The sequence below is a fragment of the Oceanobacter mangrovi genome, assembly GCF_019740315.1.
In the GTDB taxonomy this organism is placed as follows: Bacteria; Pseudomonadota; Gammaproteobacteria; order Pseudomonadales; family Oceanobacteraceae; genus Oceanobacter; species Oceanobacter mangrovi.
Genome location: NZ_JAHXZR010000005.1, coordinates 183,013 through 205,320, shown reverse-complemented (window position 1 = coordinate 205,320; position 22,308 = coordinate 183,013). Strand labels below are relative to the sequence as shown.

Genomic DNA, 22,308 nt, shown 5'->3' with positions numbered 1-22,308 from the left:
CTGATGAATTTTTCTTCCATAACAGGACCCGTTAATTCATTGAGAACGCCCCCGGCCTGTGCCGGTTTGCAAGGATGCATTCCGGCCACTCCCTGCTCCCCTCGTAGAATTGTCAGATTGACTGGCAAAGCTCCCCGGCTGCTGCTGTACTGAAATTCAACGGCTCGTTAATGCAACGAAGCTGACGGCTCCGATACGCAGTTTTACATCGAATCAATAACAATCATACCGATTCAGGGACGTAAAAATGGCAGGGCAAAATAACGTACAGGCGTTGAAAGCGGCATCTTTCGATGCCTTGCTGCAGACCTCTGATCTTGGCTTGGCAATCCTTGATCGGGATCTTCGTTATGTATCCATCAATGAAACACTGGCGTGTTTTAACGGTATCTCGGCTGAACGCCATATCGGAGCAACGGTTACGGACCTGTTACCGGACCTGGCGCCAATCATTATTCCCATGCTGCATCAGGTTATACAAACCGGGGTCGCCAATCTCAATTTCAAGGTCACTGGCCAAACCCCGGGTATTGATGGCGAAGAGGCTGAGTGGCTGGGCTCTTATATCCCGGTATTTCCGGACAACGATGCCAGCCAGCCTGCCGAGGGTGTGTTGGTGGTGGCCGAAAATCTTACGCTCAAGCGCCAGCTGGAGCGCGCCAAAGCCGAAGCCAGCGATCTGGTGCGGCGGGTGATTGATGGCTTGTTTGCGTTTGTTGGCGTACTCGATCTCGATGGCGTACTGCTGGACGTCAACAAGGCACCGCTGGCGTCAGCGGGTATCGACGCTGGAGAAGTGATCGGCAAAAAATTCTGGGACACCTGGTGGTGGAATCATGATCCTGCTGCCCAGCAGCTGGTCAGGCAAAGCTTTGAACTGGCCGTTGATGGTAAGTCCAGTCGCTATGAAATCGAGTCCCGGGCCAATGACGATGAAATGATGATCGTCGATTTTATGATGGCACCATTACGGGACAGTCATGGCAATGTTACCCATGTCTTGCCATCGGCGATTGATATTTCTGATCGGGTGATTAGTGAACGAAAACTGAAATACAGCGAGGAACGTTTTCGGCGTGTATTTGACAGTACCGCTGATGGCCTGCTGCTGGTCGGTGAGGATGGGTCGATTCTGCTGGCCAACCAGCGCGCCGGCGATATGTTTGGTTACTCGCGTGAGGAAATTCTCAAGATTCGGGTCGAGGATTTGATCCCGACCGGCTTGGCTCCCAATCATGCCGACTTGCGGGCTGGTTATATGGCTGATCCCAAACCCCGTACCATGGCCGCCTTGAGAGAGCTGGAAGCCCAGCGCAAGGATGGCACCAAGGTCCCCGTCGAAATTGGTCTGACACCGCTGACTTTCAGTGCCGGTACACGGATTCTGGCAACGGTTATGGACGTTTCGATCCAGAAGTCGATCCAGCAAAAGCTCGAGCAGGCGCTGGACGAGAAAACCTCCTTGCTGAACGAAGTACACCACAGGGTCAAAAACAATTTGCAGGTGGTCTCCAGCCTGTTGAGCCTGCAAACCCGGCAGGTGCCAGAAGAAGTGCGCAGCTATTTTATCGACAGCCAGGATCGTATCCGTGCCATGGCGCTGATTCACCAGCTGCTATACGAACAAAAGCACTACGATCGTATTGATGTGATGGTTTATACCGAACGTCTGCTTGAACTGGTGCGCCGCAGTTATTTATCAAGCCTGCGCGGTATTGATGTGCGGCTGAATGGCCCGTCGGCGGGAACCTTTATCCCGCTGGATATCGCCCAGCCATTTGGTCTGTTTATGAATGAAGTAATTACCAACGCGGTTAAACACGCCTTTGTTGGCCGTGATCGGGGCTGTATCGATATTCAGATTATGCTGGAGAACGAGGGGCTGGCGGTGGTGGTGGCCGATGATGGCAACGGTTTGCCAGCGGGATTTGAGCCCCAATCGTCACCTACGCTGGGATTCCAGCTGATTCAGGGACTGGTCGAACAAATGAATGCCCAAATAGAACTGCAGTCTGACAGCGGAACCTGCTTTGTCCTTCACCTGCAAACGCCCCAATCTGTTGAAGGAGCAACTGAATAATGAACGGCAGCTACAGCATTCTCATCGTTGAAGACGAGCAGATCACTGCGCTGGATCTCAAGGCAACGCTGGAAGAGCTTGGTCACCGCGTGGTGGCGAGTACCGCCAGAGCGGAAAAGTCGATTGAGCTGGCATTGGCCAAGCGGCCGGATCTGGTGTTGATGGACATTCACCTGGCCGACGACATGCTGGGTACGGAAGCGGCCAGCGTTATCCACTCACAGTTGCGTATTCCGGTAATCTTCCTCACAGCCTATACGGACGATGAAACCATGGCCGATGCGCTGGAGTCATTTCCGTACGGATACCTGGTAAAACCCTACGAGCGGCGTGAAATCGGGGCCGCAATCAAGGTGGCAATGAATCGCCATGATGCTGATCAGCAGCTGCGGGTTGTCACCGAACGACTGCAAATGGCGTTGAAATCGGCCCAGATGAAACTGTGGGAATGGCATCCGGAAGAAGATGATCAGCTGGCTGAGCCGCAGCCAGATGGGGCATTGCAACCGCTCGACACCTCGCTGGATGATTTGTTGCAACAACTGCATCAGGACGATCGTGATGCGCTGCTGGCAGAGCTCGCCAGTAAGCATCGGGTTGTACGATTGTTACGGCTCAAGAACGATGGTCAGTTTCGCTGGTTCCGGCTGTTTGCGACCGTCTCCCTTGCAGCCAATCAGCGGCGTCAGGTGACTGGCTTGTTGCAGGACGTGGACGATGAACAGCGTTTGCAGAGCGATCTCAAACAGGCCGATCTGTTGTTCCGCAGCACTGCTGAAGGACTGGTGATTACCGATCGTGACCAGCGTATCAAGCGGGTTAATCCGGCGTTTGTGCAAATCTCCGGCTATTCCGAACAAGAGCTGCTGGGTAAGAATCCGGTGTCTTTGCTGTATGCCCGCCGCAGTGATGACAACCCGATCCAGATGGCCACGGCGCTGGATAGCTGGAGTGGTGAGGTCGTCTGTCGCCGCAAGAATGGTGAAATTTTTCCGGCTTGGGAACACATCAGCAAAACCCGTGATGCCGACGGCAGCCTGTCAGGCTATATCTTTAATCTGTCGGATATTTCCCGTTTGCGGCGGGCCGAGCAGAACCTCACTCAAATGGCCTATGTCGATCCGTTGACGGGGCTTGGCAATCGTTTACGGTTTGAAAAAAACCTGCAGCAAGCCATTGAAGAACAGCGCGAAGGTGAATCAATAGGCATCGCTTATCTCGATCTTGACGGCTTCAAGCTGGTTAACGACACACTTGGCCATGCTGAAGGCGACACGCTCTTAAAGGTGCTGGCCCAGCGGCTGGTGGCGGCGTTGCGGGACGAAGATACCATTGCCCGCCTGGGTGGCGATGAATTTGTGGTGGTGGTTCCGCGGATTCGCGATGCCGATGGCATGGATGTGGTGGCGCGGAAAATTCTTCAGGTAGCCAGTGAGTCGGTCAAGTTGAGCCGAGAAAAAGTCCAGGTCAGTGCCAGTATTGGAGTGGTGATTTCCGATGATGCTACCCGGGAGCTGGACGAGTTGTTACGCGCCGCCGATACCGCCATGTTTGAAGCCAAAAAGCAGGGCAAGAACCGCTATTGCGTCTACGATTTTGCCCTTGACCAGGAATATCGTCAGCGGGTTCGGATCGAGGCCGATTTGCGTGATGCCATTGTTCAAAACGAATTTGTGCTTGGTTATCAGCCATTGTTCGAAGCGGGAAGTGGCCGTTTGTGTGGTGCCGAGGCGTTGATTCGCTGGCAGCATCCAGATCTGGGGTTATTGGCACCAGCAAGTTTTATATCGATTGCCGAGCAGTCGGACGCCATTATTTCGATCGGTAACTGGGTGCTCGAAGAAGCCTGTCGGACTATATCTGAGTGGTTGCAAATTGGTCTGAGTGACGTTCGCATGGCGGTGAATATATCGCCACGGCAAATGGCCGATGACGATTTCCCGGACCATGTTGCCGAGCTGTTGCAGCGTTATCAGCTCGATGCCGATTGTCTTGAACTGGAGTTGACGGAAACCGCCTTGCAGGCCAGCGGGCCCTTGTTGCCGCAGCTCAATCGCATCCGGCAGATGGGTGTCCATTTGGCGATTGATGATTTTGGCACCGGTTATTCGTCACTTGGACGCCTCAAGGAACTGCCGTTCGATCGGGTCAAGATTGATCGCAGTTTTGTTCGTGACTTGCCCGATGATGCTGACGATATCGAGATCTGCCGGGCCATTATTGCGCTCTGTCGGGTGCTGGACCTGTCTGTCACAGCAGAAGGCGTCGAAACGCCCCAGCAGGAAAAGATGCTACGCGAAATGGGCTGTGACTGTTTACAGGGCTTTTTGTATAGCGCTGATATCTCGTCTGATAAATTTACTGAATGTAAATCCCGGAGGTTTAATTAATAAAAGTAATTTCATCCATCATGCTTATGCGGTTTATATAGCGTATAACCGGTGGATATGCGCTGTAATATTGTTGGACAATCGGATTATTTATTGGCTTGCAAATAAATAATCCGCCAGCCAAACCAGAAAATCGGGCTGGTGTTCTCAATTTGGCCTGAATAATAGCGCTAGAATCCGCTTCTTTCTTCCAAACCTCCAGTCAGGCTGACATATATTGACGCCGTAGTTTGTGAGTTTTGACGGAATTACATGAGGCGACCATGATGGGTGGAAGGCTAAATCAGGTAATTCTGCTGGCTTTGTTGAGTAGTATTGCCCAGGCAGATATCTATGCATGGAAAGATGAACAGGGACGTACTCACTATTCTGACCGTGCCCAGGAAGTCAGTGGTCAGGTACGCCATGAGCAGTTGTTGTCGAGCCAGCCAGAGATAAACCAGTCGTTGCGTAGCAGCCAGGACGTATTGCCGGGTATTTCTGACAAGGATTATATTCGTCTTGGAAAACTGCTAAGGGCTCGCCAATTTGACGCTCTTAACGAGTATCTGGAAAAAACCTCGCAGCAGGCATTTGAACTGCCAGCGATGCAACAGCAACTATGGGACGCCTATCAGGTATTTGCCCTCGGCAGCACCGGCCATGAACATTATTTTAATGACTGGGTGAGGAATTATCCCAATCAGGAATACCCTTATCTGGCTCGGGCGGTTTATCAGATTTCACTGGCCACAGCCTCATCAACATCAATCGCCAGGGCACGGGAATATTATCTGGCATCCTTTACCGATATCGACGCTGCCATACGAATTAACCCCGCTTCTGGTATGGCTAATGCGTTGTTATTAACGGCCAGCCACACCATTTCAGATCAGCAACAATACCAGCAATACCTTACCGAGGCGCTCAGGCGCACGCCCGGATCACTACTGGTGATGCGGACGGCACTGGAGTATGAGTCGCCGCTGTGGGGTGGTTCAGATGCCCGTATGCAAGCGCTGGGGAGATCCATATTGGCAACGCCGGGGAACGCCAATATGGGGTCAGTTATTCAGGCAGCCCGGTATTATCTGATGGCTCGTAGCCAGCAGCATGCAGGACAAAAGGGCGCAGCGATTCGTAGCCTTGATCAGGCCCTGAAATATCAGCAAACCGCCGACTACTACGCGTTGCGTGGTCAGCTGTGTTTACAGCAGAACGACTACACGCTGGCGATGGCAGACTTCTCTGCGGCAGTACAATTGCGCAGTGCCGACAGTGCCAGTTATCTCGGGCGGGCACAGATCTTTGCGGAATCTCATCAGTACCGTAATGCTGCTGCCGAGCTGGCGCAGGCGGCGCGCTTGACACCGGATTCACCAGCCTTGTTGAAGTATCGGGAACAGCTACTGCAAACCCTTGGTGGGTTGGCACAACGGGCACGGGATGCAGGCAAGCTGGATGAATCCATCGACTATCTCGACAAGGCATTGATGATGGATGAAAAATCCGGAGTCATGCTATATCAGCGCAGTCTCAGCTGGTTGCAGCTGGGTAAGCAGGCAGAGGCGGAGCAGGATTTGCAAAAAGCCGTGCAGCGACCAGAGGCTCAGCTGACCTGGTTTCAGCAGCTGGATACACTTTATAGCCGCCGACAGCGCTGGGATCGGGTTGATGCGCTCTGGTCGGATTATCTGCAGCGTTTTGGGGATCAGCCGGAGGCTTTGCTGGGGCGTGCAGATGCCCGTTACCAGAACGACGATTTTAATGGTGCCCTTGACGATGCCAACAAGGCGGTGGCACTGGACAGCAGTGGTGTCGCCCGTCAGCTGATCAGCAAGGCTGAGCTACAAATGAAATCACGGTCTGATTAACGTTTCGGCTCAGTTATTATCCCGTCGCTGCAGCGCTCGCTTGGTGAGTGCTGTGGCTTCTGCACTGAGAGGGTCTTCCGGCCAGGGATGTTTCGGATAACGACCACGCATTTCCTTGCGGACTTCCTTGTAGGCGTTTTGCCAGAAGTTGGGTAAGTCCTGCGTCAGTTGTAATGGCTTGCGCCCCGGTGACAGCAATTGCAGCGTCAGTTTCAGATTGCCTTTCAAAACCGCTGGTTGGGTCGGTTCACCAAACATTTCCTGCAATTTTACCGACAACCGTGGTGGGGTCTGCGAATAATCAATCGTGATGCGTGAACCACTCGGCACCTGCCAGTGCGTCGGTAACCAGTCATCCAGCTGCTGTTGCTGCTGCCAGCTGAGGCTGCTTTTCAGAATATTGAGCATATCCAGCGCCTTGAGCTGACGCTCATTGCGGCAGTTGTCGAGCCAGGGCAACAGCCAGTCGGCGACGGTTGTCAGCAGACCGGCGTCACTCCAGTCTGGCCAGTTTTCTTCAGTTTCCGTTTGGCTGACCTGATATTGCCGCAGCAGGGCAACCCGTTGGCGGAGATTGTGACAGTCATCTGACCAGTCGAGTTTGCCCAGTCGCTGCAGCCCCTGGCTGGGGTGAGCAAAATAATCCAGCCAGGCAGCGCGCCAGTCGGCAGCACTGAGGTCCCTGATCGTTTGTTTTTGCCATACCAGCTGACCAATTTTCTGCTGGCGTTCGGCCAGCAAGGTGCCTTGCTGCTGCCAATCGACGACGGTATTGCTGCTGAGCCAGTGCGGGTGCTGTTGCAGCAGAGCGGCGAGTTCCTGCTGGCTGATGCTTAGCGCTGCCCGAACCCGGTTGGGGGTGCCTCCAGTCAGATCAAGAATCACCAGCCACTCGTGGCCGTGCAGGTCGGAGTCTGGCTGCAGCTCGACCCCAACACCATTGGCCATTCGGTAACTACTGCCGTTTGTCGAGTTGGAACGACGCTGGGCCAGTCGTTCAGGAAATGCCAACAGGCAGCAGTCAGCCAGCGAGTAAGGGGTATCGAATGCAGGCTGGCGAGTAGGGAGTTGTTGCAGCCAGCGGTTGGCCAATGGTTTGACGCGTTGCTGCCAAAGTTTTTGTTGGCTGGCATACTGAAACAGCCGTTCGATATCATCTGAACGACGCTGCTGGTGGGGCCATTCCTGCAGTATGGCAGCCAGTTCTGCACAGCGCTGGTGACTGCCGTGAGCTTGCGCTTGTAACAGCGCACTGGCCCAGCGTGGTTCCATACCCAGCCGCGCAGCAGCTGCACCATCACCGCTCAGCTGGGTGCTGTCCGGCTGCTCCAGATAACCGAGTCGGTACAACAGCTGGCGAGCCTGGGCCAGTGCTGCCGCCGGTGGAAAATCCAGCCACACCAGTTCGTCCGGTTGGGCACCCCAAAGCAATAACTCCAGCAACAGCGGCGTCAGATCACTGTGGCGAATTTCCGCTTCGATATGCGCCGGGCGAGTGTGATGGGTGCTCTCTGGCCACAAGCGATAACAGACCCCGGCTCGCTGGCGTCCCGCCCGGCCCATTCGTTGGGTCGCTGAAGCCTGGGAAATATCACGTGTGCGCAGTTGGCCAAGTCCACTGGCGGGGCTGAACTCCATACGGCGCTCCAGCCCGCTATCAATCACGCAATCGACGCCATTCAGTGTCAGTGAGCTTTCGGCGATATTGGTGGCCAGCAGAATCTTGCGCTGGCCAGCTGGTGGGTCCTGTAACGCCCGCTTTTGCTGCTGGTCGTCCAGCTGGCCGTGCAGCGGCAGAATCAGTAACTGCTCATTATTTTCATACTGTTGCTGCAACTGTTCCTGCAGCCGCCGGATGTCCGCGGTGCCGGGCAGAAATACCAGTATGTGGCCGCTTCGACCCGAGCCCAGTACTTCCGCGACCGTGCGGCAGACCTGCCGTGCCAGTGGCTCATCGGACTGTTGTTTGGGGCGGTAAAATAGCTCGACCGGGAAGCCCCGACCGGGGCAGTGAATCACGGGTGCTGCCAGTTTGGCGGTCAGGCTGTCGGTGTCGAGCGTTGCCGACATCACCAGCAACTTGAGGTCTTCACGCCAGACCTGCTGGCATTGCTGGCTCAGTGCCAGCGCCAGATCACTGGACAAATGGCGTTCATGGAATTCGTCAAAAATAATCAGCCCGACACCACTCAGCTCCGGGTCTTGCTGCAACATGCGGGTCAGAATGCCTTCGGTGACGACCAGCAGGCGGGTGTTGGCAGATTCCCGCTGTTCCAGTCGAATCCGATAGCCAACGGTCTCTCCAACCTGCTCACCCAGTTGTTGGGCCATATAGCGGGCGGCATTACGGGCCGCCAGTCGGCGCGGCTCCAGCATCACAATGGTCTGGTCAGCCAGCCAGGCTTGTTTGAGTAAATGCAGCGGCACCCGGGTGGTTTTACCGGCACCGGGTTCGGCCGTCAGCAGCAGCGCAGGGTGTTGTGCGAGTTGGCTGGCAATGTCGTCCAGCAGTGGATCTACCGGAAAAGTGAGTTCAGCGGGAGTCATTCGGCGTCGTGATGTGTCTATAATCCTGTCGAGGACGATACCTGAAACAGCAACTGATTGCTTGTTGGTGTTGGAACGGTATCGACTGCGATGTATAACCCTCCGTCACACTAACGAGGTACACCAATGGCTGATGATAATGTAGTGGATTTTGCCGCAGCCGGTGAGAAGCATCGTCACGAACGTATGCATCGGGAAAAGGAAGCCAAAGTAGAAGATATTCGCCAGCGCTTTGCCCTGGCACTGCCAGACCGCAAAACGCCAGTGAAGGACTATCTGAAGAAGAAGCGGGCGAAGAAAAAGCGCTGACCCTTCCCTGGACATTCCCTGATTCCGGGTCAAGAAAACTGCCGCAGCGTGAACGCTGCCGGGCAGAGGGAAATGCCGGTGGGAAAAAGACTGCCGCTTTGTTAAGGTCGCCCGCCCGTGACCGTGACGGCACAGAATTATGGTTGAGGAATTTATCGTGAGTCAGCAACAAGGCGACATCGCCGTACAACATCATCTGGATGCCCGTGGGCTGTTTTGCCCGGAGCCGGTGATGATGTTGCACAACACCATCAATGACATGCCGCTTGGCGACAATGTTGAAGTGCTGGCCACCGACCCTTCAACCCAGCGTGATTTCCTGCGCTTCTGCAGCTTTCTGGGTCAGCAACTACTGGTCTCTGAAGAAGTCGATGGCGTATACCGCTTTGTTATTCACAAGGCGGCAGAAGAATAATCACTGCAAGCTTGTTGCCTGTCCAGGTAACAAGCGCACCAGCTTGCCGTCATCCTCGTCGGTGAGCAGATACAACAAGCCATCCGGGCCCTGTTTGACGTCCCGGATGCGCTCACTCAAACCTTGCAGATTGATGCGTTCTTCGTGGCTGACGCGGTCATCTTGCAGTTGCAGCCGCACCAGCTGACGAAATTTCAGCGAGCCAATAAAAAGGTTGTTTTGCCAGCCGGGGTAACGGTCGCTGGTCAAAAATTCCATGCCGGATGGTGCAATCGAAGGCACCCAATAATGATTGGGCTGCTCCATGCCAGCCTTGGCGAAGCCTTCACCGATATTTCCGCCCACGTATTCCTTGCCGTAGGTTATCACCGGCCAGCCATAGTTGTGGCCACGCTGGATACGATTCAGCTCGTCGCCACCGCGCGGGCCGTGTTCATGACTCCAGAGTTCGCGACTTTGTGGATGTAGCACCGCGCCCTGCGGATTACGATGGCCGAGGGTCCAGATGGCCTGCTCAGCGCCCTTGATGTCGGTAAAGGGATTATCCGCTGGTATACGGCCGTCGGGATGGATTCGGACGATTTTGCCGAGATGATTGTCCAGTACCTGGGCATCGTCACGGGCGAAATAACGTTCGCCCAGGGTGATAAACAAATAGCCGTCATCATCAAATACCAGTCGTGAACCGAAGTGCGCCCGTGACAGGTATTTGGGTTGCTGGGTAAAGACTTTCTGTTGCTGTTGCAGCTGATATTGGCCCTTGCCGTCAGCAACCAGTCTGGCTCGCATCACCGCTGTGGAGTTCGTCAGCAGTTCGCCTGGCTCGGAATAGCTGAAATACAACAGGTCGTCATGCCAGGCGAGGTCCAGCAAGCCACCCTGACCACCCGTCCAGATCTCTGGCAAACCACTTACCGGTGGGCTGATCCGCGTCGGAATCAGAGTGCCATTGATCAGCTGGTATTCAATCACGCGCAACTGGCCGGAGCGTTCGCTGATCACCATTCGATTATCGGGAATAAATTCAACAGACCAGGGATGATCCAGCCCTCGAATCAGTACTTCGGTAACGATTGCCTGCTGTTCAGTACTGCTGTCAGGCAGGCGCTGACTTTGCAATTCGGCTTCGGCGCTAGCCGTCAGGCTCAGCAGCCAGAGGGTGGCAGAGCCCAGCCATTGGCTGATGGCAGTTGAATAACGTGCAGTGGCAATCATGGTTTCACTCCGTGAATATTGCTTGGCTTACGGGGCTGGATAGGGTTCGAATAGTCGCAGCAGCGGAAGTTCAGTGTTCGTGGCGACTATGGTGGTGACGATGGGACAGCCAATAAAAAGCCCGGTTTAACACAGGTTAAACCGGGCTTCTTAAATCACCATTAACAGGCCGTTAGCCGGATGGCTTACAGACTGGCTTGCAGGGCGTTCAGGAAACGCTGCTGCTGGTCAGTATCCGAACTGGTCAGCAACCATTGGCTTACCAGGCTGGCGCGTTCAGCATCGCGGCTGACCGCCTGACCCATGGCTTCTGCCAGGCGCTGCACCTGCAGTTCCATGCGGCGGTTCTGGTCGCTGGCAGGGGATTCCTGCTCGGCGAGGATTTCCATCCGGATGCACAGGTCGCGAGCTTCAGCAGACGCATTGGTAAACTGCCCGGCTTGTTGCCAGCGTTGTTCAAACTCTTTCTGCGAATATCCTTCTGGCAGCGCCTCGGCCTGTTGCCACTGGGTTTCGTCAGCATTGGCGATGGCCACAAGGTTATCGAGCAGGCCTTGCCAGCGTTGACGATCTTCTTCAGCCAGCAGGGCTTCTTCGCGCTCGTGAAGGGTGTTGGCAACGTCGCTCAGGGCTTTGCGCAGACGCTGATGGGCACCACGTGGCAGTTCCACGGCGGCAAATTCCTGTTCGATCTGCTGCAGCTGTTGTTGCAGTTCATCGTCCGCGATATCGCTGTCGAGCAATGCCTGGGCCTGTTGAACCAGAGCTTCAGCGGCACTGACCTGATGATCAATAGCCGATTTACGTTCCGCACGCTGTTCATCCAGACGGGCAAAAATCGCATCGCAATTACTGCGGAATTGGCGCCACAGTTTCTGGTCGGCCGCCCGTGGGGTTACACCGACCTGTTTCCATTGCTGCTGCAGCTGTTTGATCTGATCGACGACGCCGGTCAGATCTTCCTGCTGCAGCAACTGGGCAGCGGTGTCCGCCAGGCTGGACTTGGTCGCCAGGTTACGATCGTATTCTGCCTTCAGGTGGGCGTAGATCTTGTCGCAGATGGAATGGAAGCGGCTCTGGGTGTCACGATGGGCACCACGTTCAACCGGCGAGTAGCCGCGGAAGGTTTCACGGGCTGCTTCGAGGGTTTTCTGGACCACTTTCCAGTCGGCGCTGCTCCAGTCGAGATTGGCTTCGTACTGGCTCAGTTCATCAATCAGCTGGTTACGCAAGGTGATGTTCAGCTCACGCTGCTGGGCCGCCTCGGCGTACCAGGCTCGGCAAGGTTCAAATGCCTTGTCGCCAGCGATCTGGAAGCGTTCCCACAACTCCTTATCAGGTTGACTGGTGTTGAGGGTTTTCCATTCTTCCTGCAGTGCCTGGATCTTGTTGGCCAGTGATTCGGGGGCGATTTCAACGCCGATCAGGGCTTCCATCTCTTCGCACAGGGCTTCTTTTTTCGGCGTGGTGACATAACCCTGCCAGTCACGCATTTCACTCAGCCGGGCACCAACCGCCTTGATGCGGTGCTGGAAGCGCTGGGCCGATTTATGGTCGATCTGACGCAGGGCGTGATTGACCTGACCATAGAATTTGCTGGCATCTTTCAGGTGACCTTCGTCGAGCAACTTTTCGAGCTTGCTGAGTTGCTGGTCAATCTGGTCAATACGGGCAGTCTGCTGGTCTTGCAGGTTGGCCAGCTGGGCTTCGGCCAGCTGACATTTGCCACGCAGGGCGGCCAGCCATTCCGGCTGTGGCAGATCGGCAGGCCACTTGAACAGGCCCAGCCAGTCCTTGCCGCTGCGGATAACCTGCTGCAAGCCTTTCATATCGGCAGGCAGATCCTGTTGCAGCCATTGTTCCAGCTGACTGTCATTGTCGTTGTAGCTGGCCAGCGCGCTGTGCAGCGCCATGCCTTGCTGCAGGGTGTTTTCAAACAGACGCAGCTGCTGTTGCTCTGGTTTGTGGTCGACCAGGCTGCTGTGCCAGGCGCTGTCGATCTCGTGCAGACTTTGCTGCAGCTGATCCGCAGCGGCTGCTGGTTTCACTACTTGCTGCAATTGCTCCAGCAATTCCAGCTGGCGCTGTTGGGCAGCCGCAGCCAGCCGTTCGGCATCGGCACGACGTTGTTCTTCTTGCTCGTGCTGTTGCAGTACCGCGCGGGCCTGTTGCAGCTCGCTGTCGAGACGGGCTTGCTGGTCGGCATCCATGGCGCTGGCAAATTCTTCGCGCTGGCGCGTCAAAACCTGCAGGCGGCCGTTGAATTCAGGGCCATAACCAATACGGTTCAGATAGGCCGCCTGTTCCAGCACATTCTGGATTTTTTGTTGCTGTTCAGCCTTGGCATCGGCAGCTGCTTTGGCCGCTGCCAGACGGTCCTTGCAGAGACGGTAAACGGCTTTGTCCTTGCCCTGGGCATGATCCAGCAGCTGCTGTAACAGCTGATAGTCATCAATGCCTTCCGCTGCGGTCAGGCGCACCCGGGCGACCGGATGCTGACGGGCAATGGCGAGGCGTTCCTGCTGGTCGGTGATACGGGCGATAGCCTGCAACCGCAGTTCATCGTCACGGGTCAGACCGGCAATACGCACCAGTGTGGCACTGACCGAGATGCTGGCCAGATCCTTGCCCGCAGGCATCAACATGCCGAGCCAGTGATTACGGGCGGCTTCGCGCACGTCGTCGTGGTTGTGGGCCAGCAGTTTTTCCAGCACGGCTTCATCAGACAGTCGTTGTACCGCTTGCAGACGCAATTCTGCCGACGGTTCGATGTCGATAAACTGGAGGATTTGCTCGTGGGGAAGGTCCGCCAGCGCTTGCTTGCGGACGGCCGGGTCATCGTGTTGCCACTTGGGTTTACCTGGCTTCAGAAACTTCTTGAGTAAAGACATCGAGCTGATCCATCCAACTTGTCGCAATAAATCGTTACAAATTAAAAAGCGTGGCCATTGTACAGGCCGCGAACATTTAGGGAAGTGTGTAAAAGTATTGGCTGTCTGTCATGGTCGTTGTTGCAGGATAAACCGATGCTACCGGAAGAGGGCCGATTTGGGCCTCAGAAACTGGTAACATGGCGACCCCGCAACTGATTGTAGACTCGCAGGAGCCGTGCGTGAGCAGTATCGTCTGGTATGACTATGAAACTTTTGGAACCAGTCCGGCATGGGACCGTCCGGCCCAGTTTGCCGGTATTCGTACCGACGAAGACCTCAATGAAATCGAGGCTCCGGTGGAGATTTTCTGCCGCCAGAGCGATGACTATCTGCCGCATCCGCAGGCAATTCTGACGACGGGCATCACTCCGCAGGAATGTCAGCAAAAAGGCATCGCCGAAGTCGATTTCATCCGTCAGATCAACGAAGTGTTTTCAGTGCCGGGCACCTGTGCAGCGGGCTACAACAGCATTCGTTTTGATGATGAGTTCACCCGCAACACCCTGTATCGCAACTTTTTTGACCCTTATGCCCGTGAATGGCAGGGCGGTAATTCGCGTTGGGACCTGCTCGATGTGGTGCGTTGCGCCTATGCCCTGCGCCCGGAGGGGATCGAATGGCCGCGCAACGACGAAGGCCGCATCAGTTTCCGTCTGGAACACCTGACCGCTGCCAATGGTCTTGATCATGGCAAGGCCCACGATGCGGTGTCGGACGTACGGGCCACCATCGCGCTGGCGCGGCTGGTGCGTGACAAACAGCCCAAGCTATACCGTTATCTTTTTGACCTGCGCCGCAAGCAGGCGGTGGCGGATTTGATTGACGTCGAGAACCACAAGCCGCTGGTGCATATCTCTGGCATGTTCCCGGTTGAGCAGGGTTGTATGGCGATTGTGGTGCCACTGTGCTGGCATCCGACCAACAAAAACAGTGTGATTGTTTACGACCTGCATCAGGACCCGACGCCGCTGTTTGATCTGTCGGTGGAAGAAATTCAGCAGCGGGTATTCAGCAAAGCCGCTGACTTGCCGGAAGGTGTCACGCGCTTGCCATTAAAAGAGTTGCATATCAACAAGTCGCCGGTTGTTGCACCGGCGAAAACCCTCACACCGGATCAGGCCGAGCGCTGGAATCTCAGTGGCGAAACCCTGCGCAAGCACCTTGGCCTGATCAAGAACGGCCCGGATCTGGGGCCAAAACTGCACCAGCTGTTCAAGGCGCGTGACTTTGCTCCGGCCAGCGATGTGGATGCCCAGTTGTACGATGGCTTTTTCTCGCCTGCCGATAAAAACACCATGAACGAACTGCATCAGCGTTCGGGCTGGGATCTTGTGGGCTGGAATGCTCAGTTCAAGGATCCTCGTGGCGAGGAAATGCTGTTTCGCTTCCGTGCCCGGAATTACCCGGAAACCCTTGAAGGCGAGGAACGCAGTCGTTGGGAAAACTTCCGCCGTCAGCGGTTGTTTCATACCAGCCCGGATTGTCCGGCACTGAACTTCGAACAGTTTGCCCGTGAATTGCAGCTGGCTGCCCAACAGGTGATGGATGACCCGAAAAAACTGCAGTGGATCCAGGATTTACAGCTCTACGCCGAGTCCTTGTATCCCTACGACGATTGAATTGAATCCCCATTACTGAACGAATCTGACAAGAGAAAACTGAATGAATCTGGACGCCATGCCCTGGCCAATTACGCTGTTTTTTATGATCTGGACGCTGGCCTGTGTGCTGATGCTGAAACGTGGCATTCGTATTTCGCAGGACATCGACGGCTTTCTGAAAAATCACAAGAAGGGCCAGAATCTGGTAGAACAGCAGGGTTATGACAAGGCTCGCAAGCTGGTGAAAAACATTGGCGTGCCATTCGGAATTCTGTTTCCGCTGCTGTTTTTGCTGGCGGGCATCAGCATGTATTTCACCATGGTTGACCTGATCGCCAGCGGTGAGCTGGTGATCAAGCCGTAACCAGCGGGAGCGCAGGCGGCCCGCCTGCACTGCTGGCAAATCGGAATCAATGTTCCGGCAGGTTATGAAACAGCTGTTCGAGTAACTTGTTAAGGCGTTTGATTTGTGCCTCAGTCATGCCCTTGAAGCTGTGGCGGAAAATATCACGGGTGGCTTCCTGAATGACTTCGATTGCCCGTTGGCCTTTTTCGGTAATGATTACTTCTGTTACCCGGCCGTCATCACTTTTCTGACGGGTTTCTACCAGCCCGTCATCTTTCATGCGATAGACAGTTTTGGTTACGGTCGGCAGCTTGGCAATTGCGTGAATGGCAATTTCCGAAATACTGGAAATACCTTCCTCTTTCAGAATAAACAGAATCCGCCAACGGGGGATATCCAGACCTACCTTTTTAAGGGCTTTTTCCATTGCCAGGGCGTAACGGCCATGAACACGTGCCAGCCAGTAAAACGGGAAATCTTCCTTATGGAAATCGTCACTGGCCGGGTTATAGCGCTGACTGCGTGGGGGGCGTGTTGTAGCCATTGAAATTCTCTATTTCTGTTCGCCCGAAAACTCTACAAAACCCTTATACAAGCCGTCAATTAATACAGTCGGGAATCGCTTGACTGATGTGAAGGCGGTGGCTTGGCAAGGGGATGGACGAGGTGGCGTTCAGTGCATTGATCGTTGATTGTTCAGAATCGTCTGATTCAGCAGTAAAAATAAAAAGGGAAGCAACTCACACCCAAAACCGATGAAGGAGGGAGGAAGGTAGGGCATGCGTGAGCTGCTTCCAAACATTACCGGTATTATCTACCGGTTAACGGAGAACGCTTGATTCATTGCGTCGAAACCTGCCGCTTACCAGCAAGCACCACGCTCAGCTTCCATCTTGCGGACCATCGCTTTGAAGAACTTGTCAGCAAAACCGCTTTCCTTGATCAGCATCTGGGTCAGGTCAGCACAACGCTGGCCAATGGCATCTTCCATAATCACGTCTTCACCACCCATTGCACCGGCAGCCAGCTGGATTTCAGCGGCGCGCTGGGCAGTCCAGAGCAGGAAGAAGGTGCGTTCGATGTCCATTTCGCCAACCGCGATGCCGTGGTTACGCAGGATCAGGATGTGCTTGCTGCCAAGGCTGGCCAGCATGCGGTCTTTTTCGTCCTGGAACAGGGTGATGCCTTCGAACTTGTGGAAGCCCACGCGGCCGAACAGCTGGGCGCCGTAGAAGTTGTTCAGTGAGAAACCATTCGGCTTGGCGGCAACGGCAGAGACTGCGTCAGTGTGTGTGTGGATCACACAGTGAATGTCTTCACGAGCCGCGTGAATGGCACCGTGCAGGGCGAAACCGGCAGGGTTGCCATCGTATGGGGAGTCGTCCAGCTTGTTGCCGTCAACGTCTACCTTGATCAGGTTGGCCGGGGTGATTTCGGTGTAGTTCAGGCCGAACGGGTTGACCAGATAGCAATCGTCCTGGTCCAGCAAACGGGCTGAAATATGGTTGAAGATGGTCTCGGTCCAGCCGAAAAAATCAACCAGGTGATAACAATGGGCCAGCTTGATGCGCAGTTCCCATTCAGCTTCGCTAATGTGTTCTGGACGAGTCATGGTATCGCTCATAAATTTCTCCTGAAGTCCTGTATCTCTTTACTGAGTTGAGGTTGTTTCATTAACAGTCGATGTTTTGGAGTCAGCTGGTTAATCGGAGTCGTTCTGGCCGGGCTTCGCTGGTCAGAACTGAAACCGGTTAAAGAGAGACTGCCTTATAGTTCTGCGCTTCGTTGTGCTCTGGCTGCGGCCTGTTGGCGTTCGGTCAGAAACCCGGTTAATGCCAGCACCTGGCGGGTGGTTGGCATGTCGATGCCGGTGCGCTCGGCCATTTCAACAACAGCATGGCCAATATTGGCCAGTTCGAGTGGTGCACCGGCTTCGTAATCCTGCAGCATGGACGTTTTCACCGCGCCCATACCGGTACCCATTTCCATAATGGTCTGTGGATCAAACCTTACCCGGGCACCATGAGAGGCGGCCGTCAGCAGGGTTTCATCCAGCATCCGCCGTACCAGTGGCTGCAAATGCGGATCGCTGTAAAGCTGTTCCAGAGTTGCACCGGTCACTACGGAAAGGGGGTTGGAAGTCAGATTGGCGATGATCTTGGTCCAGATCTGATCGCGAATATTGTCCGTGGCGCGGGCTTCAATACCGGCGCTTTCAATCAGCTGGCGCACCTGTTCGAGGCGCTCAGTCAGCTGGTGGTTGATCTCACCCATGATCATCAGATGCGGATTGCCAGACCTGACCTGGCCTGGAGCTGTGCGGGTGGCGGTAATAAATACCACCGCGCCAATCAGGTGTTGCGCCGGTACCAGCTGGTCCAGCAGGCCATCCGGGTCAATGGCGCGAATGTTTTCGTTGGCAAAACGGCTTTCAATGCCTCGGAAGTACCACCAGGGCACGCCGTTGACTACCGGAATCACCATGGTCTCTGGCTGCAGCATGGGTTGAATCTGTTGCAGTACGTCAGCCAGAGCAGGGGCCTTGGTACACACCAGAATCAGATCCTGGGGGCCGAGTTCAGCGGCATCATCGCTGGCGTTAACCTGTACATGGTGTTCACCGTCGAGGTCGCTCAGCTGAATGCCGTTGGCACGCAGCTGTTCGAGGGTGCGGCCACGGGCCAGCACGTTGACGGTGGTACCTGTTTCGGCCAGACGAGCGGCAAGGGTGCACCCTATCGCCCCGGCACCGGCAATACAGATTTTCATATTCAGCTTCCAGATTTATTGCGTTGTTGGTTCAGTCGGGAGCCTGGCGGCTCCCGCAGCAGCGGGCTGGCGTCAGCTCGACAGCAGTTCCTGGTGTTTGCTGGCCAGACCCAGATAGGCTTCGATCACCCGTGAGTCGTTGGCCAGTTCGGCCGCCGGGCCTTGCATGGCAATCTGGCCACCTTCCAGGACGTAGGCGTAGTCGGCCACTTTCAGGGCCGCACGGGCGTTCTGCTCAACCAGCAAAATAGACACACCCTGACGACGCAGGTCGGCAAAGATGCGGAAAATCTCACGGGTGATCAGTGGGGCCAGGCCGAGGCTGGGTTCATCCAGCATCAGCAGTCGTGGTTTGCCCATCATGGCGCGACCAATGGCAAGCATCTGGCGTTCGCCACCGGACAGCGTACCGGCCTGTTGTTGACGACGTTCCCACAGCCGTGGGAATAGGCTGTAAACCTCGGAGAGGGTTTGCTCATAGCTGTCATCGCCGCGACGATAGCGCTGGAAAGCACCCAGTAGCAGGTTGTCTGCCACCGTCATGGTGTTGAACAGCTCACGCTTTTCCGGGACCAGACCAAGGCCGCGACCGACCAGGGTTTCGATTTCCGGGCTGACGTAGTCTTCACCATCAAAGTGGATCTCACCTTTGGAAGGCAGCAACCCCATGATGGCAGACAGCAGTGTGGTCTTGCCCGCACCGTTAGGGCCGATCACGGTCACCAGCTGGCCTTCGCGCAGGGTCAGGTCGATGCCGGTAACGGCTTCCACCTTGCCATAGGCAACCCGCAGGTCTTTCACTTCCAGCAGTGGTTTGCCCGGGCCGGTGTTGGTCACGGTTGAGGTATTGGCTGTGCTCATTCTGCACCTCCCAGATAGGCTTCCAGTACAGCAGGGTTGGTCTGGATTTCTTCCGGCAGACCTTCGGCAATCTTTTCACCGAATTCCATCACCACGATGCGGTCAACCAGGCCCATAACAAAGTCCATGTCGTGTTCAACCAGTAGAATCGCCATGCCTTCGGAACGCAGTTTGGTCAGCAGTTCAGCCAGCGCCTGTTTCTCTTTGAAGCGCAGGCCAGCGGCCGGTTCGTCGAGCAGCAGTACGCATGGGTCAGCACAGAGTGCACGGGCGATTTCCAGAATCCGCTGTTGGCCCAGTGCCAGGCTGCCTGCTTCTTCATAGAGGTAGTCACCCAGGCCAACCCGTTCGAGCTGGTATTTGGCTTCTTTCAGGAGACGTTGTTCTTCTTCGCGCTCCAGATGCAGAGCCGCTGGAATCACGCCTTTGCTACCGCGCATGTGAGCGCCGAGGGCAACGTTTTCCAGTACGGTCATGGTGCCCAGCAGTTTGACGTGCTGGAAGGTCCGGCTCATACCCATCTGGGCGACTTCGCGAGAGCTTTTGCCTTTCAGGCTCTGACCAAGGAACTTCACTTCACCTTCGGTTGGGGTGTCAACGGAAGACAGCTGGTTAAACATGGTGGACTTGCCAGCACCGTTAGGGCCGATCAGCGCGAGGATTTCACCGGCATGCAGTTGCAGGTTCATCTGATTGTTGGCGACCAGACCACCGAATTTACGGGTGACATCGCAGGCTTCAAGTACCAGATCGCCTTTGTTCGGCAATTCACGACGGGGCAGTTCAGCGGCCTGGTCGTTGAGCTTGATATCGTGGCTCTGACGGTATTTGGCGGGCAGCAGTTTCACCAGCAGAGACATCAGACCACCGGGCCAGCGTTGCATCATCACCACAATCAGCAGACCAAACACGATGGTTTCGTATTGGCCATCGCTGCCCAGAATCATTGGCAGCAGATCCTGCAGCCATTGCTTCAGCATGGTCAGTACGCCAGCACCCAACAGCGCGCCCCAAACAGAAGACACACCACCAATCAGCGCCATAAACAGGTAGTCGATACCCATGCTGAGGCCGAACGGGGTCGGGTTTACAAAACGCTGGGTATGGGCGTAGAGCCAGCCAGACAGTGCTGCGAACAGGGCAGAGATCAGGAATATCACCATCTTTGAACGGAAGGTGTTCACTCCCATGGCTTCTGCCATCAGCTGGCCACCCTTGAGGGCACGAATCGCACGGCCTTCACGGGAGTTCAGCAGGTTGCGGGTGATAATGATGGCAACCACCAGTACTGCCCAGATCAGGTAGAAAATCTTCTCGCCCTTATCCAGCTCAATGCCGAACAGCGACAGTGATGGCAAACCACTCACACCGGTGTGGCCGCCCATGGAGGTCATGGTGCCGAACAGGTAATAGAGGGAAATACCCCAGGCAATGGTGCCCAGTGGCAGATAGTGGCCAGACAGTTTCAGGGTTACTGCACCGAGGAACAGAGCCACGGCAGCGGTCAGAATCAGACCAACCAGCAGACCGGCCCAGGGTGAACCTGCGGTCCATTCCAGCCAGGCTGGCAATTGCTGGGTAGTGGTCAGATAGGCCGTGGAGTAAGCGCCCAGGCCGACGAAAGCAGCCTGGCCAAAGCTGGTCATACCGCCAACGCCAGTCAGCAATACCAGACCCAATACCACCAGGGCATAGAGGCCGATGTAGTTCAGCAGGGTTACCTGATAGACAGGCAGTACCAGAGGTGCCAGCAGAATGGCCAGCAGTCCCACGATCATGAGGTTTTTTGGTTTCATAACAGCATTCATCATTCTTCATCCTCAACATGGTGGCTGGTCATTGAGCGCCAGATCAGGAATGGAATGATCAGAGTGAAAACAATGATTTCTTTATAGGTGCTGGCCCAGAACATCGAGAAGGCTTCGATCAGACCAACCGCCACGGCGCCTACAGCAGCCAGTGGGTAGGAGATCAGGCCACCGATAATGGCGCCAACGAATCCCTTCAAACTGATGATGAAGCCGGAGTCGAAGTACAGGGTGGTGATCGGCGCAATCAGAATGCCGGACAGCGAACCAATAAATGCCGCCAGACCAAAGGTTGCCTTGCCAGCAAACACCGGAGAAATACCCAGCAGGCGTGCACCGGTACGGTTCACTGCGGTGGCGCGCAAGGCCTTGCCATACAGTGTCCGTTCAAAGGTCAGGAACAGGGTTACGATCAACAGAATGGACACCAGGATCACCCACAGGGTCTGGCTCTTCATCATTACCGGTCCGAGGCGGAAAGCCGTGTCTGAGAATGGCTCGGTACGGGCGCCTTCAGGACCGAACAGCAGCAGACCAACACCCACCATGGCGACGTGTACGGCGATCGAAACGATCAGCAGTACCAGCGCTGGTGCATCGGCCAGTGGCTGGAAAAACAGTCGGTACATCAGTGGGCCCAGTGGCACCATCAAGGCCAGTGTCAGCAATGCCTGGAATGCCATCGGCAATTCGGCCAGCGGCAGCATCTGTATCAATACCACCATGACCACGGCATAAGCCACTTTGAGCACCATGGTCTGGATGCGTTTGCTGCCCAGATTGCTGCGGAAATGATAGGCGTCGAGGCCGCATTCAATCAGGGTCAGGGCCAGTAACAGCCATTCTAGTGCGGGTGCCTTGCCCATCTGGATAGCGGCCATGGTGAGAGCGCCGAAGGTGACGAATTCACCCAGCGGAATCAGCAGGATGCGGGTGACGGTAAACACCAGCAAAATCGACAGCGCCAGCAAGGCATAAATAGCCCCGTTGGTGATGCCATCCTGCCCAAGTAAGAGGGCAATCTGAAAATTCATTGGTTCTGAGTCCTTGAGGTACCGGGACTTCCTGCTGCTGACGAGTCAGCTTGCAACTCCGGTACTGGTAAAGTGTTTCGGTTGTTACGGTGCGCTGTGTCTGCTCTATATATAAAGGTGGCAGACATCAGCGCGGTTGGCCTGTTG

16 protein-coding genes are annotated in these 22,308 nt (G+C 55.3%); 7 read left to right on the top strand and 9 right to left on the bottom strand.

What is annotated here, in order from left to right:
* The first annotated feature begins 247 nt into the window (after positions 1-247).
* The 3 genes from K6123_RS12495 (at position 248) to K6123_RS12485 (ending at position 6,323) form a co-directional block, all read left to right on the top strand.
* On the top strand, positions 248-2,080 hold the full coding sequence (locus K6123_RS12495) for a sensor histidine kinase (RefSeq protein ID WP_221798205.1): 1,833 nt from the start codon (positions 248-250) through the stop codon (positions 2,078-2,080).
* The gene (locus K6123_RS12490) at positions 2,080-4,470 is read left to right on the top strand and encodes a two-component system response regulator (protein ID WP_221798203.1); all 2,391 of its coding nucleotides are present in this window, start codon (positions 2,080-2,082) and stop codon (positions 4,468-4,470) included. The genes K6123_RS12495 and K6123_RS12490 overlap by 1 nt, the downstream gene beginning before the upstream one ends.
* Before the next feature lie 263 nt (positions 4,471-4,733).
* Entirely contained in the window at positions 4,734-6,323 is a 1,590-nt protein-coding gene (locus tag K6123_RS12485) for a tetratricopeptide repeat protein (RefSeq protein WP_221798201.1), read from the top strand.
* A gap of 9 nt (positions 6,324-6,332) precedes the next feature.
* Here the strand turns inward: K6123_RS12485 and hrpB are convergent, their stop codons facing one another.
* The gene (hrpB, locus tag K6123_RS12480) at positions 6,333-8,870 is read right to left on the bottom strand and encodes an ATP-dependent helicase HrpB (protein WP_221798199.1); all 2,538 of its coding nucleotides are present in this window, start codon (positions 8,868-8,870) and stop codon (positions 6,333-6,335) included.
* Positions 8,871-8,996: 126 nt separating this feature from the next.
* Between hrpB and K6123_RS12475 the strand changes: the two genes are divergently transcribed.
* Together K6123_RS12475 and tusA are read left to right on the top strand one after the other, a co-directional pair.
* Positions 8,997-9,179 carry a tRNA (uracil-5-)-methyltransferase gene (locus tag K6123_RS12475; protein WP_221798197.1) on the top strand — a complete coding sequence of 61 codons (183 nt, stop codon included), beginning with the start codon at positions 8,997-8,999 and terminating at the stop codon, positions 9,177-9,179.
* A 157-nt stretch (positions 9,180-9,336) separates the two neighbouring features.
* Positions 9,337-9,594, top strand: a complete 258-nt coding sequence (gene tusA, locus K6123_RS12470; RefSeq protein WP_343223990.1) for a sulfurtransferase TusA — start codon at positions 9,337-9,339, stop codon at positions 9,592-9,594.
* Here the strand turns inward: tusA and K6123_RS12465 are convergent, their stop codons facing one another.
* Together K6123_RS12465 and K6123_RS12460 are read right to left on the bottom strand one after the other, a co-directional pair.
* A complete protein-coding gene (locus K6123_RS12465; protein ID WP_221798193.1) occupies positions 9,595-10,809 on the bottom strand; it encodes a PQQ-dependent sugar dehydrogenase in 1,215 nt (404 codons plus the stop codon).
* Positions 10,810-10,994: 185 nt separating this feature from the next.
* Complete coding sequence (locus K6123_RS12460; protein WP_221798191.1) at positions 10,995-13,700, bottom strand: DUF349 domain-containing protein; 2,706 nt, start codon at positions 13,698-13,700, stop codon at positions 10,995-10,997.
* A gap of 179 nt (positions 13,701-13,879) precedes the next feature.
* Here K6123_RS12460 and sbcB point away from each other — a divergent pair, with 179 nt between their 5' ends.
* Positions 13,880-15,361, top strand: a complete 1,482-nt coding sequence (gene sbcB / locus K6123_RS12455; RefSeq protein ID WP_221798189.1) for an exodeoxyribonuclease I — start codon at positions 13,880-13,882, stop codon at positions 15,359-15,361.
* Between the two features lie 43 nt (positions 15,362-15,404).
* Positions 15,405-15,707, top strand: a complete 303-nt coding sequence (locus K6123_RS12450) for a hypothetical protein (RefSeq protein ID WP_221798187.1) — start codon at positions 15,405-15,407, stop codon at positions 15,705-15,707.
* A gap of 46 nt (positions 15,708-15,753) precedes the next feature.
* Here the strand turns inward: K6123_RS12450 and K6123_RS12445 are convergent, their stop codons facing one another.
* From K6123_RS12445 to K6123_RS12420, 6 genes are all read right to left on the bottom strand, one after another.
* Positions 15,754-16,233: a MarR family winged helix-turn-helix transcriptional regulator gene (locus tag K6123_RS12445; protein ID WP_221798186.1), complete on the bottom strand. Its 480-nt coding sequence runs from the start codon at positions 16,231-16,233 to the stop codon at positions 15,754-15,756.
* A 318-nt stretch (positions 16,234-16,551) separates the two neighbouring features.
* Positions 16,552-17,313, bottom strand: a complete 762-nt coding sequence (locus K6123_RS12440) for a class II aldolase/adducin family protein (RefSeq protein ID WP_221798184.1) — start codon at positions 17,311-17,313, stop codon at positions 16,552-16,554.
* A 143-nt stretch (positions 17,314-17,456) separates the two neighbouring features.
* A complete protein-coding gene (locus K6123_RS12435) occupies positions 17,457-18,458 on the bottom strand; it encodes a ketopantoate reductase family protein (protein ID WP_221798182.1) in 1,002 nt (333 codons plus the stop codon).
* Between the two features lie 72 nt (positions 18,459-18,530).
* On the bottom strand, positions 18,531-19,319 hold the full coding sequence (locus tag K6123_RS12430; RefSeq protein ID WP_221798180.1) for an ABC transporter ATP-binding protein: 789 nt from the start codon (positions 19,317-19,319) through the stop codon (positions 18,531-18,533).
* Complete coding sequence (locus K6123_RS12425; RefSeq protein WP_246624767.1) at positions 19,316-21,130, bottom strand: branched-chain amino acid ABC transporter ATP-binding protein/permease; 1,815 nt, start codon at positions 21,128-21,130, stop codon at positions 19,316-19,318. Before K6123_RS12425 ends, K6123_RS12430 begins: the two co-directional genes overlap by 4 nt.
* Positions 21,127-22,161: a branched-chain amino acid ABC transporter permease gene (locus K6123_RS12420; protein ID WP_221798178.1), complete on the bottom strand. Its 1,035-nt coding sequence runs from the start codon at positions 22,159-22,161 to the stop codon at positions 21,127-21,129. Before K6123_RS12420 ends, K6123_RS12425 begins: the two co-directional genes overlap by 4 nt.
* Between the last annotated feature and the right edge of the window lie 147 nt (positions 22,162-22,308).